The organism is Aquirufa ecclesiirivi (genome assembly GCF_011250515.1).
Taxonomy (GTDB): Bacteria; Bacteroidota; Bacteroidia; order Cytophagales; family Spirosomataceae; genus Aquirufa; species Aquirufa ecclesiirivi.
The window spans coordinates 123,383-138,222 of record NZ_JAANOP010000009.1 but is presented as its reverse complement, the minus strand read 5'-3'; the positions used below and the strand labels follow the sequence as shown (position 1 = coordinate 138,222).

Genomic DNA, 14,840 nt, shown 5'->3' with positions numbered 1-14,840 from the left:
AAAAAAGGCCAGCGCTAGCTGGCCTTTTAATCTCAATATGTCATGAGTTTTATTTAAACTCCTTATGATGTGCTAATCGATGTAAGTCGTCCTGACTCAATGATTTGAAATATTCATAAGTGATTTTTAATCCCTCTGCTCTAGTAACCTTTGGTTCCCAGCCTAAAATGGCTTTCGCTTTGGTTATATCGGGTTTTCTTTGTTTCGGATCATCCGTTGGTAAGGGCAGTGAGATTAATTTCTGACTCGTTCCAGTCAATTTGATGATTTCTTCTCCAAACTCCTTGATGGTGATTTCATCGGGATTTCCAATGTTCACGGGTTGGGCATAATCACTTAAAAGCAAGCGATAAATTCCTTCTACCAAATCATCTACGTAGCAAAAAGCTCTTGTTTGAGAACCATCTCCAAACATCGTTAAATCTTCTCCACGTAAAGCTTGCCCTATGAATGCTGGTAAAACACGACCGTCATTTAGGCGCATTCTAGGGCCGTAGGTGTTAAATATACGGACAATACGTGTTTCTACCCCATGGTAGGTATGATAAGCCATGGTCATAGCCTCCTGGAAGCGTTTAGCTTCATCATAAACTCCTCTTGGACCTACCGGATTTACATTTCCCCAATATTCTTCTGTTTGCGGATGAACCAATGGATCTCCATAAACTTCCGAGGTCGAGGCAATCAGTACACGTGCATTTTTAACACGAGCTAATCCCAAACAATTATGAATACCTAAGGATCCAACTTTTAAAGTTTGAATTGGGATTTTTAAATAATCAATCGGGGAAGCAGGGGAAGCAAAATGTAAAATATAATCTAATTCACCAGGTACATGGATGAACTTGGATACATCATGGTGATAAAATTCAAAATTGGGAAGCTTAAAAAGGTGCTCAATGTTCTTTAAATCGCCTGTGATTAAATTATCCATGGCAATTACATGAAATCCTTCTTTGATAAAACGATCACAAAGATGTGACCCTAAAAATCCTGCACCTCCTGTTATTAATACTCTTTTCATTTCTATGATTTATGATAATACGGTTTGACGGCCAATCGAGTAATATGTATATCCCAATTCTTTCATTTGAGATAATTCATATAAATTTCTACCATCAAAAATAACTTTATTTTTAAGCAAAGAGTCCATTTTATCGAAATCAGGTGTACGGAATTGTGGCCACTCGGTAACAATTAATAAGGCATCAGCATCTTCTAGTGCCTCATACGGATTCTTGCAAAATTGAACACTGTCTCCTAATAAAGCCTGTACATTTGGCATCGCCTCTGGATCATAAGCCTTGATGGTACATCCAGCCTCTAATAATGCTTCAATATTATACAAAGCAGGGGCTTCACGAATATCATCTGTATATGGCTTAAATGCCAATCCCCAAATCGCGATGGTTTTTCCTGCTAAATCTTCATTAAAATACTGTCGAACCTGCGGCAATAATTTCGTCTTCTGATTTTCATTCACGCGCATTACGCTATCCAAAATATGGAACTTGTAATTATTCTCTTCGGAGGTTTTAGCCAATGCTTGAACATCTTTTGGAAAACAACTTCCTCCATAACCAATTCCAGCAAACAAGAAACGCTTACCAATGCGTGAATCGGTACCAATTCCACGGCGGATATCATCTACATTCGCACCCACCAATTCACATAAATTGGCTATTTCATTCATGAAGGTAATCTTGGTGGCTAAAAATGCATTAGCGGCATATTTCGTCATTTCCGCTGAGCGCTCATCCATGAAAATAATCGGATTTCCCTGACGAACCAAGGGAGCATATAGTTTGCTCATTAATTCTTTAGCTCTTTCTGATTCAGTTCCAATCACTACTCGATCTGGTTTCATGAAATCCTCTACGGCCACACCTTCACGTAAAAATTCAGGATTCGATACGACATCAAAAGGGACCTTGGCATGTTGAGCAATGGCATTTTTGACCAATTCTGAAGTACCTACTGGAACCGTACTTTTATCGATGATAACCGTATATTCTTTCAATAAAGGGCCTAAATCATTCGCTACTTGCAATATGTATTTCAAATCGGCCGAACCATCTTCACCCGGAGGGGTAGGAAGTGCTAAAAAGATTACTTTAGCTCCTTCTATTCCTTCTATCAAGGAAGTAGTAAAGTTTAAACGACCTTCTCCCACATTGCGGTGAAATAAATCTTCTAAACCCGGTTCATAAATGGGTACAACACCCGCTTTCATTTGATTAATCTTTGCCTCATTGATATCAACACATGTGACGTGATTACCTGTTTCTGAAAAACATGTACCTGTTACAAGGCCAACATATCCCGTTCCTACTACCGCAATTTTCATGGGTTAATCTTTATTTAGTTCAAAAATTTGGCTTAAAATTAGCCATTTTTCTTTTAATATTTATAAATGAATTGGATTATCAATACTTATTTAGCCATCGGTATAATTTTACCAATACTTCCCGATGGTTCCATACATCCTAACCAATTAGCTAAAGTGGTTGAAATGTCACTAATGCTAGTTCTACTGCTTATTTCTTGAGGTTTTACCTTCCAACCATAAAACAGTAAAGGTACATGTGTGTCATAGGCATATAAAGTACTATGTGTAGTTCCCGTTTTTCCTCCCATAAACCATTGTGGTTTTAATAGAATCATGAAATCTCCACTTCGTGCTGGATGATAGCCATTCGATACCAATTCTTTATATGGTTGAATTAAGGTACTATTAGCAACATCCTGCATATCCACAATAGTGGATGTACCCTCTATTTTGGAATAGGCCGTTGAAATTACTTGGTGTAATTTTTTACGATTGATAGCTAATTTCTCCAGCAAAGCATGATCAATGTACAATTGGGAGTTTTCACTTCCTACAATTAATTTATCCGACCCAAACTCTTTCTGCAATGCATTTTTGGCTTCAGTTAAAGCTTTACTAGCTTCAAATACCCCAGCAGGCATTTTCTTCGAATGCAAATATCCAGGTACCTCGGCTACAGCATGGTCAGCCGTTAAAAATACCAACACACGATCTTTACCAAATTTTTTGTCCAAATAAGTCAAAAGCTCAGCAATATCTCGGTCCAAACGCAAATAGGTATCTTCTAACTCAATGGATTGAGGGCCAAAAGCATGACCCACATAATCGGTGGAAGAAAAGCTAAGGGCTAAAAAGTCGGTTTGATTATTTTGTCCTAATTTTTCTTCTTCTATCGCTTTTAAAGCAAAATCCTTAGTGATGGAATTTCCATAAGGAGTAGAACGGATGATTTCTAAGGGATTTGGTCCTTCTAATGCATGTGGAAACGTGGGCGTCTTTTCTGAAGGTAATTTGCCTTCAAAAGGTAAATTGTCTTCCGCACTTTGAACATAGGTTTCAATAGGATATAAGGTATTCCAACCTTGTTTGACATAGTTAAGTGCTTTTTCTTCGGCATTAAACTTCTGAACCCAGCTCGGTAATTCTTTCATGTAAAACGAAGAAGTAATCCAGCGACCTTCTTTTGAATCATACCAATAAGAGCCATTCGCTGTATGCCCACCTGGTAAAATAGCACCACGATCTTTTAAGGCAATTGCTATCGTTTTGGAACGGAAGTTTTGTGCAATTCGAAGTTGATCGGTAATAGTGCTAGTCCATAGGTTTTTTGGCGACATAAAACCTGATTTTCCTGTGGTGCCCACGGTAGTTACTGTACTATCTTCTGTACAATATACCTTTTTTCCAGTGGCTACATCTGTCCAATCATTTCCAACAATGCCATGAACCGCAGGTACTGTTCCTGTATATACACTAGCATGTCCAGCGGCTGTAACAGTGGGAGCATAGTTATAATGATTATCTTGGCAATTTAAACCTTCTCGCATCAATCGCTTAAAGCCATTGTCGCTATAACGATCTTGGTATTTATATAAATAATCATATCGCATTTGATCTACCACAATACCGACAACTAAGGCGGGTCTTTTGGCTAATGATTTAGTCTTGTTTTGAGCCCAAGCCGTACTTATGCTTAGCACACTGATGATTAAATAGGCAAATACTTGTGTCGTTTTTTTCATGAATAAATAGGAAATTGTGTTAATGTATTCGTTTTTTGGTGTAATAAATCTATTTCTAAAAATCTAGTTTCCAGACCATTCGTGAGAACTAAATACTTGGAATTAATTTGCTTTTGATACTGGCTAATCTGTTGCCAAGTAACATCCGTTAACTTTACATGTGGAGCTTTACATTCAATGATCATAAACACCGTTCCATCATTAGCAAATATTTGAATGTCACTTCTTCTTTGTAGTTGATTGACGCTAATACCACCTTCAATTTGAATCATTCCACTAGGATAACGTAAATGTTGCGTAATGTACTGTAAACAGTGTTGACGAACCCATTCTTCTGGTGAAAGCAATCTGTATTTTTTGGCAATGGAGTCAAAAATATAGAGTTTTCCATCCTTTTTTTTTAATTTGTAATCATAAGGAGGAAACTGCAGCGTCAGGTCAGCTATAGGTTGCATCATAGGCCATTACACAAACTCTAAATTAATCTATTTGTAGATTAATTTCATCACGAACTTTATCTTTTCATGAAAACTAAAGAAGAAATTGTACAAAATTGGCTACCGCGCTACACCGGTACACCGCTGGAAAAATTTGGTCAATATATTTTATTAACCAATTTCAAGAACTATGTGGATATGTTTGCCCAAAAATTTGATGTAGAAATTTTAGGACAAGATCGTCCCATGCAGACGGCTACAGCAGATAATATCACCATCATCAATTTTGGAATGGGATCACCCATGGCAGCTACAGTGATGGATATTCTCTCGGCCATTTCACCTAAAGCTGTGTTGTTTCTAGGTAAATGTGGCGGACTTAAAAAGAATCTTGCTTTGGGAGATTTAATCCTGCCTATCGCGGCTGTTAGGGGAGAAGGTACATCAGATGAATATATGCCCAAAGAAATCCCAGCATTACCCTCTTTCCGCTTGCAACGGTCTGTATCTTCTATGATCAAAAAACACGAAAAGGATTATTGGACAGGCTTGATTTATACGACCAATCGTCGAGTTTGGGAGCACGATGAAGAATTTAAAAAATATTTATCTGATATTCGAGCTATGTGCATCGACATGGAAACGGCTACCATATTTACGGTGGGATTTGTCAATAAAATTCCACGTGGGGCTCTATTGTTAGTATCGGATAATCCCATGACTCCCGATGGTGTAAAAACGGATGTTAGCGATAAGAAAGTAACCGATAATTACGTCAATCTTCACTTACAAATTGGTATAGACGCCCTAGAAGAATTAGCTTCTTCTGGTGAGTCAGTTAAGCATTTACGTTTCGAGTAATTTTAGTTACAGAAATCTCGGATAACTTGGAAGGAGGGATTATAACCCAATTCACCTGCTTTGCTTAAGTCCAAACATCCTGTGGTATCAACTAAAGCTAATTTGATGATACCTCGAACAAAATAGGCTTCAGCGTATTTGGCATTCAATTTTATCGCATTACTACAATCTTGAATGGCACTGCGCTGATCTCCTACATTGGATTTGGCCATGGCTCTCATGAAATAAGCATCCGCATAAATAGGATTAAGCGAAATGGCCCGATTGTAATCTTCCATGGCTTGTTTGGGATCTCCAGATTTGGATTTCGCTAATCCTCTATTGAAATAAATTTCAGCCCTTTCGGTAGAGAATTCAGCTATTTTGATTTTATCCTGAACAGAATAACGTAATTCATCCAATACAGCCTTATTCATTTTCGCTGTGTAAAGAATCTTTGTATTTTCTAAATTCCCCATATCTACCGCTTTGGTATAATCTTCTATCGCACCTCGCTGATCTCCTAATTTCGACTTAACAAAACCTCTACCATAGAATGCTTCTACTTTGGAAGGCTCTAATTCAAGCGCTTTATTGAAATCTTCTAAAGCTCCTTTTTCGCCATTTTCTCCTCTGAAATTTTCCAATTGAGTTTTACAAAATCCAGCATAATACCAATCATTGGCTTCATCTGGACTAATTTTCAAAGCCTCATTAAAATCTTTTAGGGCATTAGCAAAATCATTCAATTTCATTTTGGCAAACCCTCTACCGGAATAGTAGGTAGATCTTTTAGGACTAATTTCAATGGCCTTGCTATAATCTTCAATGCTGCTAGCATATTCACCTAATTTCACTTTGCAATCCCCTCGAGCTGCCAAACAAGGGGCATATTCAGGGTTAAGTTCTAGTGATTTATTGAAGTCAGATAAACCACCACGGTAGTTTTCTAATTTACTCTTCGACAATCCTCTGGAATAATAAGCCGTAGCTTCTAATGGATTTAAGCGAATGGCCTCATTGTAGTCTTGAATGGCAATTTTATGATTGTCTTGCTTGCTATAACTTTGCCCACGAGCTATGAATGCCTCATAATAAGTAGATTTTAATTCAATCGCTTTTTCGAAATCCAAAATAGCTCCCCGAAAATCCTTCAAATTATATTTGGCAAAACCACGATTATAAAAGGCTATGGGATTTGGATTTGCTGTATTTTTCTCAATTTCAATACTGAAGTTTCGTAGGGCCTCGGCGTAATTTCCCGTTTTATTTTGAGTTAAACCTAGTTCCATGTAATTGACAGCATCTTGCGCCATCATAGAATTAGAAAATAATAGCATGCAGGCAAAAGCCAGAGAAGTCCACTTCATGGTATAATATTAATTTATTACGTAAAAATAAGGGAAATCACTCGCTAAGAAAAATTTGGGTAAAGCCAAATACCAAAATAAGCCACAAGGTGACTAAAGCCGTTTTTTTCAAATAGGGATCTATTTGAGCTGGAGTTAAATGAGGTTGTAATTTATTAGCTAATAAGGCGATGGGAATATATGCCGCCAACATGGTTGAGTTTTGAAAGAAAGTAGGAGGGACCCCAAGATTTACCATGGGATATATTCCAAAACTTAAAATAGTTAAAATGTATAAAAATTTTTGATATAAAAATCCAGCGGTTTTACCTATACGCACAGGAATCGACATCTTTCCTTGTTTTTTATCATTGTCCAAATCCCGTAAATTATTCAAATTTAATACAGCTACCGACATGAATCCACAGCCTGCGGCGGGTAAAAATGCGGCTAGTTTGAATTCCAAGGTTTGTAAAAAATAGACTCCTACGGTACCAACTAAACCGAAGAAAATAAAGACGGAAAGGTCTCCTAATCCCATATATCCATAGGGTCTTTTTCCAACTGTATAGGCAATAGCAGCACCAATAGCCAATATGCCTAATACTAAAAAGCCTAAAATGATTTCAATGGAAGCCGATTGAAGACTGATGTACAATAAACTGAGACCTGAAATAAATGCTAAGAGCGCACTTAGATAAACCGCATTTTTCATCTCAGATGGGCTGATTGCTCCAGTCTGTACAGCCCGTAGCGCTACTTTTCTATCTGCATTGTCGACTCCGTTTTGAGTGTCGCCTAAATCGTTGGCAAAATTGGATAAAATCTGAAGTAAGAGGGTAGTAAGAATAGCTAAAGCACCAATAGTCCATTGAAAATGGCCATCTACATAGGCCAAAATATTTCCTAAAATGGTGCTAGCAATAGCCAGAGGTAATGTCCGAGGCCTCGCGGCTTCTACCCAACGATTCATATGTTGTTGTATTTACTATAAACAAACATCCCTGAATTTTTGAATTCAGGGATGTCAGAAATAAATTATTTAGCTAAAGCTTGCAGAAACTCTGGGCTCGAAGGTTTAATAGCCGAGGCGAAAAAATTGACTAATTCACCTTTTTCATTGATGACATATTTACAAAAATTCCAGCTTGGTTCTTTTTCATTCCAACCATTACCTTTTTTATCGGTAAGCCATTTGTATAAGTCACACTTTCCATCTCCTTTTACCACGACCTTCTCCATCATTTGGAAGCTAACACCATAGTTTTTTTGGCAAAAGCTAGCAATTTCATCGTTGCTACCTGGTTCTTGACCACCAAATTCATTGGCAGGGAAACCTAATATAACAACGTCTTTGTTTGCTTGGTGGAATTTCTCCCAATCCGCATACTGTGGTGTATAACCACATTTAGAGGCAGTATTTAATACAACCACTTTCTTTCCTTTGAATTGGCTAAAGTCAATAACTTTACCATCAATACCTTTCATTTTGAAATTATGAAAGTTCGGTGCTGCAACAACAGTTTCCACGTTTTCTGGGCGATTTAAAATGGTGTTTTGTGTAAACGGCAAAGTTAGCGCCGTTAGTAAGGATCCAATTTTTACAATATTTACTAGCATAACGACAGTGATTAATATAAGTGAGAAAGTTAAAATTCGTTTCATGTTACATTCGTTCAGGCGAAACTATTCCTAATAACGAAGTTGCGTGCTGAATTGTTTTGCCTGTTAAGTCTGACAAGGTAAGTCGAATTGTTCTAATCTCCTCGTTTTCTTCATTTAAGATGGTCAATTCATTGTAAAATTTATTGAATTGTTTTGCTAAATCAAAGGAATATTGCGCGATTATCGATGGAGAGAAACTCTCACAAGCTTCCGCTAGTTTCGTTTTGTAAGTTCCTAACAAATAAATTAATTCTCTCTCTGATTCTGCAAACGATATTTTCGATTGAGTTTCCCCTCTAAGTGGAAAACCTTTTTCTATGGCTTTTCTTCGGATGGAGCAAATTCTTGTATGCGTATATTGAATAAATGGACCTGTATTTCCTTGAAAATCAATGGATTCTTCAGGATTGAATAACATGCGTTTTTTAGGGTCAACTTTCAGTAAAAAATATTTTAATGCACCCATACCCAATTGTTGAAATAATTGATTGGATTCCTCTTCAGAGAAACCATCTATTTTTCCCAATTCCAAGGTTCTTTCTCGAGCAGTATCCACCATTTCCTGCATCAAATCATCTGCATCTACCACCGTTCCTTCTCTTGATTTCATTTTACCGCTAGGTAAATCCACCATACCATAAGACAAGTGATAATTCCCTAAAGAGAAAGGTTTTTGGAGTTTCTTCAAAATGTGAAACAAGACTTCAAAATGGTAATCTTGCTCATTTCCAACCACATATATGGACTGTTGAGCTCCAAAGTCTTCATATTTTAATTGGGCTGTACCCATATCTTGAGTGATGTATACCGATGTACCATCCTTTCTCAATACCAATTTTTCATCCAATCCTTCTTCTTCCAAATTGATCCAAACGGAACCATCGGGTTTTTGATAGAAAACGCCTTGAGCTAATCCTTCATCAACCAGTTTTTTACCTAATAAATAGGTATTGGATTCACGGTAAATTTTATCAAAATCTACTCCCATTTGTTTATAACTAGCCGCAAAACCATCCAATACCCATGCATTCATGGTTTCCCACAATTGAATAACGGACGATTCTCCTTGCTCCCAAGCCAATAACATGGCCTGAGCTTGTAACATCATAGGGGCCTGCGCTTTCGCTTTTTCTGGATCAATGCCAGTTGCCACCAATTGTTCTATTTCTGATTTATATGCCTTATCAAAAGCTACATAATATTTGCCCACCAAGTGGTCACCTTTCAAGCCACTGGATGCGGGGGTTTCTCCATTTCCAAATAATTGATAAGCCAACATCGACTTGCAAATATGTATGCCTCGGTCGTTGACTAAATTCGTTTTTACGACATCATAACCACCAGCTTTTAATATTTGAGCTACCGAATAACCCAGAAAGTTATTTCTTAAATGGCCTAAATGAAGGGGCTTATTGGTATTAGGAGAGGAATATTCAATGACAATTTTTGCGTTTTTAGGGGCCAATTGAAATGCCGATTTATCTTCAGCCATTTCTTGTAATAATCCATACCAAATAGAATCGTGTAGGGAAATATTTAAGAATCCTTGTACAACCTGATAAGCCTTAACAAGTTGTGGATTATTATCGATTAAATAGTCTCCCAAGGCTTGAGCAATTTGTACTGGTGCTTTTCCTGCTCTTTTGGTATATGGAAAGACAACAAAAGTATAGGCCCCTTCAAATTCCTTTTTCGTTTCTTGAAGGCTGAGTTCATTATCTTCTATTTGAAATAAAGAACTTAAACCAGCTTGAATACTTGCAATGAGTTGTACTTGTATACTCGACATACCAAAGACGAAGAAATTGTGATTAAAATGTTTGCAAAGGTAGCCAATTCAAGCTAAACATTGATTCTCGACTTAATAAAAGAGGAATTAATCTTTACCTTTGTGTTTATGATACAGTCCATTTACGACGACGCAATAAAATCATTAAAATCAGGAGGAGTCCTCCTATATCCAAGTGATACCATCTGGGGATTAGGTTGTGATGCCCGAATGGATGCGTCCATTGAGAAATTGTTTGACATCAAACAAAGGCCGGAAAACAAAGGCCTGATTTTGCTTATATCCAAGATAGAGCAATTAAACGAGTATGTAGAACAGGTGCCAGATATTGCTTGGGATTTAGTAGATTTTGCCGAAGATCCATTGACTGTTATATATCCCCAAGGTAAAAATGTCAGTAAACATGTATTAGGACCGGATGGGACCATTGCCATTCGTTTAGTGAAAGATGAGTTTTGTAAAGGTTTTGTTTATCGATACCAAAGAGCGATTGTTTCCACCTCCGCCAATATATCTGGGGAACCTTCACCCGAAAGTTTTGAAATGATTTCACCCATCATTAAAGAAGGAGTGGATTATATTTTACAAAACCCCCATCCAACCAAAGGAAAGGCCAAGGCATCTAAAATTGTCAAATTGGGCCTTAATGGTGACTATACAATGATTCGCCCATGATAAAAACGGGAAAGGAAATTATTGAAAATCCAATTTTTATCAAGATTGGAGCTGCAGCTGATCGTTTGGGCTTAGATGCCTATGTCATTGGAGGATATGTGCGAGATGCCATTTTAGGTCGAGATAGTAAGAAAGACATTGATGTGGTTTGCATAGGCTCAGGAATCGCATTAGCGGAAGAGGTAGCCCGAGAATTCAATTTGCCTGAGCACCAAGTTTCTGTTTTTAAGAATTTTGGTACGGCCATGTTGAAAGTGGACGATTGGGATTTAGAATTTGTTGGGGCAAGAAAAGAATCTTACCAGCGAGATTCTAGAAAACCCATCGTAGAGGAAGGCAGTTTGGAAGATGATCAAAATCGTAGGGATTTTACCATCAATGCCATGGCAGTTCAACTTAATTTAGCCAATTGGGGAAAATTGTTGGATCCATTTGATGGATTAAAAGACTTGGAATCTCGTATTTTAAGAACACCTTTAGAACCAAGGATTACTTTTTCAGACGATCCATTGCGCATGATGCGGGCTATACGTTTTGCGGCTCAGTTGGGCTTTGATATATACCCAACGACCTTTGAGGCACTTCAAGTGGAGAATGTTCGCTTGGAAATTATTTCCATGGAACGGATCTCAGAGGAGCTAAACAAGATAATTCTATGCAGAAAACCTTCTTATGGATTTTTGCTCTTAGATGCCTGCGGCATTTTACCCATCATTTTTCCTGAATTTGTTAAACTCAAAGGGGTAGATACTGAAGAAGGTAAAGGTCACAAAGATAATTTTTACCATACCCTGCAGGTTTTAGATAATATTTCTCAACACACAGATGATTTATGGTGGCGTTGGGCGGCTATTTTACACGATATTGCCAAACCTGCTACTAAACGCTTTGATCCGAAAAAAGGTTGGACATTTCATGGACATGAAGAAATGGGAGCAAGGCAAGTCCCCGCTATTTTCAAGCGATTTAAGTTGCCCTTGAATGAGAAGATGAAACTGGTTCAGAAGTTAGTCCGACTGCATTTGAGGCCCATCGCTTTATCGAAAGAAGAAATAACTGATGCCGCATTACGTCGACTTTTATTTGAAGCAGGTGAGGAATTGGAAGCATTGATGACACTTTGTCGAGCTGATATCACTTCCAAAAACGGGGATAAAGTCAAACGCTATTTAAAGAATTTCGATAAAGTAGATGAGAAGTTAAAGGAAGTAGAGGAAAAGGATTCATTGAGAAATTTTCAACCAATCATTTCTGGGGAGATTATCATGCAAGTCTTTGACATCGGCCCAGGAAAAGAAATCGGACAGATCAAGGTCGCTATTCGAGAAGCTATTTTAGAGGGCCAAGTCAAAAATGATTTAGCTTCAGCCTGGGAATTTATGCTGGAAGAAGGAAAGAAACTCGGACTGAGTCCTAAAATTAGCCTGACGGATTTGGCATAAAAAAAAGGTCTCTTTGGAGACCTTTTCCTTTTTATACACATTAAACAATGTGCACAAATAATTCTTCTTTTGGCCAGCGTACCTTTTTGGCATTCACCATAAAGTCGGAAACTTCATCGCGTTCACCAACTGCCATCATTAAAACTGCATGCAATCCTTTTTCTTTGAGATTTAAAATAGCATCTACTTCAGTAGGTTTAAAACCTTCCATGGGAGTACTATCAATCTCAAGCTTGGCTGCTGCTGCTAAGGCTGTACCCATGGCTAAATACACTTGTTTGTCCATCCATTTCACTTGGTCTTCTACTGATCTACTCAGCAAAGCGCCAGAAATGGCATCTTTGTAAGCTTTTAAATCAGCTAAGTCCACATTTCTCGTTTTGGACACTAATTGGATGAAAGCATCAATTTTTTCAGCTGTTACCTCATTCCAGGCAGCAAAAACTAATAAATGAGATGATTCAACAATCTGAGGTTGATTAAAAGCCGCAGGTTGAATTTTCGCTTTTAAATCTTCATTTTCAATCACTAGAATGTGATAGGGTTGTAAACCAAATCCCGATGCAGATAATTGAATAGCGGATAACAGAGATTCTATCTTAGATGCATCCACCTTTTTTCCATTCATCCTTTTGGCGGCATAGCGCCACTGTAAAGCATCTACTAATGACATAATTCTTTGGGTATATGATGTTGAACAAAGCTTAGCCTTTGTAACAGGCTAAGCTTGTAAATTGTTTTATTCAGAAACTAAAGTCACTGCTAAAGTGAAATCATCAAAGATGGCTTTATCACCAATCGAATCGAAGAATTTCTTTGAACCATATTTGATATTGTAGTCCGTACGGTCAATGGTGATGTTCGCTTTTGCACTTACTTTTCCATTGTTTACGGCAATTTGTGCAGGAAAAGAGATTGCTTTAGTAATACCTTTAATAGTCAAGTTTCCAGAAATTTGGTTTCCCGCTACTTTAGAAATAACAAACTGAGCCGTTGGGAATTTTTCAATCTCAAAAAAGTCACCAGAAGTAATATGACCTACAAATTTCTTGTTGTACTCTGGATCAGTAATATCCTTACAAACAATGGATTTCATGTCAATCGTGAAATTGCCACCAGTGATCTGATTTTTGTTAACTACTAATTTACCAGCTGAAATACCAATAGTACCTGTGTGCTCACCAGTTACTTTTTTAGCATTCCAAACAATGCTACTAGCTTTTGTAGAAACGGGGCTTGTGCTAGGTGCAGCAATTGTTTGATTTGTAAAAGCCATGAAGGCTAAGGCGGAAAGAATAAAGCTTACTTTTTTCATTGTTGTTTAATTTTAAAAGGGTTGTAAATAAATATGAAATCGAAAATATAATTGTTGATGATCTGTAAAGCCTATCTAATTTCTGAGCAAATCTAAAAGTTCATTTAGTTTCACTAAATCGTGTTGTTTCATGTGACTGAAACGTTTTGACCATTGATGTTGAACTTCATCCAATTGTTGAAGTAGGGCTAATCCTTCAGGAAGTATTAATACGTCCACGGCCCGACGGTCGTTAGGACATTCCCTTCGTAAGACCCATTTTTTTTCTACCAATTTGTCGACTAATCGAGAGGCGTTGGAGGTACGGTCTAACATGCGTTCTATGATGGCTAGCACAGTCATCGGTTTTCCGTTTTGACCTCTTAAAATACGAAGTACATTGTATTGTTGCATGGAGAGGTCATAGGGTTTCAATAATTCTTGTTGCTCGTAAGCCACCCAGTTGCCTGTAAAAATCACATTGACTATGGCTTTTGCCTCTTCCGAGGCAAAGTTGCTTTGTTGTAATTCGCTTGCAATTTCCATATCAGTATAAATTGATGTTGCAAAATTAAATGTAATTACATTAAATACAAATGTTTTTAAATATTATTTTTCAAAATAGGGCTGAATGAATCAAAATCATGTATTTTTGAAACATGTCAAGCTCACTTTCTCTTCAATATCCCCTCATTTTAGCGTCAAATTCTCCTCGTCGTAAGGAAATTTTAACGCAGGCAGGTTTTGATTTTACCGTTTTACCAGCGGATATCGATGAATCGATCGATGCATCTTGGCAGATTCAGGACGTTCCTGGAATTTTAGCAGAGAAAAAAGCTAAGGTGTTAGCAGAATCATGTCCCAACCAATTAATTCTTGCGGCGGATACGATAGTAGTAGTCGATGGTCAAATTTTGAATAAGCCAGCCGACAAGCAAGAGGCCCGAGAAATGTTATTATTGCTTTCGGGAAAAGATCATGAAGTATACACAGGAATATCCTTAATTGGTCCTGGAGGGATTAATACCCAAGTAGATCGTGCTATAGTATCTTTTAGGGATTTATTGGATTGGGAGATAGAATGGTATGTCAAAGGAGGGTCATCCTTGGATAAAGCAGGCGCTTATGGTGTACAAGATTTTATTGGAATGGTAGGTATTAGCCGTTTAGAAGGCTCTTTCTACACGGTCATGGGTTTACCCATACATCGTGTTTACCACATGATGCAGCCTTATATTTTAGAAGGTCGACAATCGATTTTGCCTTTCTAGTTGCTAT

At 37.6% G+C, this 14,840-nt stretch carries 15 protein-coding genes; 4 read left to right on the top strand and 11 right to left on the bottom strand.

All coding sequences use genetic code 11. The features are described from left to right. Window positions 1-49: 49 nt before the first annotated feature. From G9H65_RS12020 to G9H65_RS12005, 4 genes are all read right to left on the bottom strand, one after another. Window positions 50-1,024 (bottom strand): UDP-glucuronic acid decarboxylase family protein, encoded by a 975-nt coding sequence (locus G9H65_RS12020; protein ID WP_166375582.1) that lies wholly within the window; start codon window positions 1,022-1,024, stop codon window positions 50-52. Window positions 1,025-1,033: 9 nt separating this feature from the next. Continuing rightward, complete coding sequence (locus G9H65_RS12015; RefSeq protein ID WP_166375581.1) at window positions 1,034-2,347, bottom strand: UDP-glucose dehydrogenase family protein; 1,314 nt, start codon at window positions 2,345-2,347, stop codon at window positions 1,034-1,036. Window positions 2,348-2,433: 86 nt separating this feature from the next. Beyond that, complete coding sequence (gene pafA / locus G9H65_RS12010) at window positions 2,434-4,071, bottom strand: alkaline phosphatase PafA (RefSeq protein WP_166375580.1); 1,638 nt, start codon at window positions 4,069-4,071, stop codon at window positions 2,434-2,436. Next, window positions 4,068-4,529: a type I restriction enzyme HsdR N-terminal domain-containing protein gene (locus G9H65_RS12005; RefSeq protein WP_166375579.1), complete on the bottom strand. Its 462-nt coding sequence runs from the start codon at window positions 4,527-4,529 to the stop codon at window positions 4,068-4,070. The genes pafA and G9H65_RS12005 overlap by 4 nt, the downstream gene beginning before the upstream one ends. A 66-nt stretch (window positions 4,530-4,595) precedes the next feature. On the opposite strand from G9H65_RS12005, the gene G9H65_RS12000 reads away from it, so the two are divergent. Then, window positions 4,596-5,369, top strand: coding sequence for an AMP nucleosidase (locus G9H65_RS12000; RefSeq protein ID WP_109323234.1), 774 nt, complete (start codon window positions 4,596-4,598; stop codon window positions 5,367-5,369). 2 nt (window positions 5,370-5,371) lie between these two features. On the opposite strand, the gene G9H65_RS11995 is transcribed toward G9H65_RS12000, so the two are convergent. From G9H65_RS11995 to argS, 4 genes are all read right to left on the bottom strand, one after another. Then, window positions 5,372-6,718 (bottom strand): tetratricopeptide repeat protein, encoded by a 1,347-nt coding sequence (locus G9H65_RS11995; RefSeq protein ID WP_166375578.1) that lies wholly within the window; start codon window positions 6,716-6,718, stop codon window positions 5,372-5,374. Between the two features lie 37 nt (window positions 6,719-6,755). Beyond that, entirely contained in the window at window positions 6,756-7,670 is a 915-nt protein-coding gene (menA, locus tag G9H65_RS11990; protein ID WP_166375577.1) for a 1,4-dihydroxy-2-naphthoate octaprenyltransferase, read from the bottom strand. A gap of 65 nt (window positions 7,671-7,735) precedes the next feature. Further along, the gene (locus tag G9H65_RS11985) at window positions 7,736-8,362 is read right to left on the bottom strand and encodes a glutathione peroxidase (protein ID WP_166375576.1); all 627 of its coding nucleotides are present in this window, start codon (window positions 8,360-8,362) and stop codon (window positions 7,736-7,738) included. A 1-nt stretch (window position 8,363) separates the two neighbouring features. Beyond that, a complete protein-coding gene (gene argS / locus G9H65_RS11980; RefSeq protein ID WP_166375575.1) occupies window positions 8,364-10,151 on the bottom strand; it encodes an arginine--tRNA ligase in 1,788 nt (595 codons plus the stop codon). 108 nt (window positions 10,152-10,259) lie between these two features. Here argS and G9H65_RS11975 point away from each other — a divergent pair, with 108 nt between their 5' ends. Then, window positions 10,260-10,826, top strand: a complete 567-nt coding sequence (locus G9H65_RS11975; protein ID WP_166375574.1) for an L-threonylcarbamoyladenylate synthase — start codon at window positions 10,260-10,262, stop codon at window positions 10,824-10,826. Next, window positions 10,823-12,268, top strand: a complete 1,446-nt coding sequence (locus tag G9H65_RS11970) for a CCA tRNA nucleotidyltransferase (protein ID WP_166375573.1) — start codon at window positions 10,823-10,825, stop codon at window positions 12,266-12,268. Before G9H65_RS11975 ends, G9H65_RS11970 begins: the two co-directional genes overlap by 4 nt. 40 nt (window positions 12,269-12,308) lie before the next feature. On the opposite strand, the gene G9H65_RS11965 is transcribed toward G9H65_RS11970, so the two are convergent. The 3 genes from G9H65_RS11965 to G9H65_RS11955 form a co-directional block, all read right to left on the bottom strand. Then, window positions 12,309-12,941, bottom strand: a complete 633-nt coding sequence (locus tag G9H65_RS11965) for an NAD(P)H-dependent oxidoreductase (protein ID WP_166375572.1) — start codon at window positions 12,939-12,941, stop codon at window positions 12,309-12,311. A gap of 66 nt (window positions 12,942-13,007) precedes the next feature. Then, window positions 13,008-13,583 carry a YceI family protein gene (locus G9H65_RS11960; protein ID WP_166375571.1) on the bottom strand — a complete coding sequence of 192 codons (576 nt, stop codon included), beginning with the start codon at window positions 13,581-13,583 and terminating at the stop codon, window positions 13,008-13,010. A 75-nt stretch (window positions 13,584-13,658) separates the two neighbouring features. Further along, on the bottom strand, window positions 13,659-14,108 hold the full coding sequence (locus G9H65_RS11955) for a MarR family winged helix-turn-helix transcriptional regulator (protein ID WP_166375570.1): 450 nt from the start codon (window positions 14,106-14,108) through the stop codon (window positions 13,659-13,661). A gap of 113 nt (window positions 14,109-14,221) precedes the next feature. Between G9H65_RS11955 and G9H65_RS11950 the strand changes: the two genes are divergently transcribed. Beyond that, window positions 14,222-14,833: a Maf family protein gene (locus G9H65_RS11950; RefSeq protein ID WP_166375569.1), complete on the top strand. Its 612-nt coding sequence runs from the start codon at window positions 14,222-14,224 to the stop codon at window positions 14,831-14,833. The last annotated feature ends 7 nt before the right edge of the window (window positions 14,834-14,840 follow it).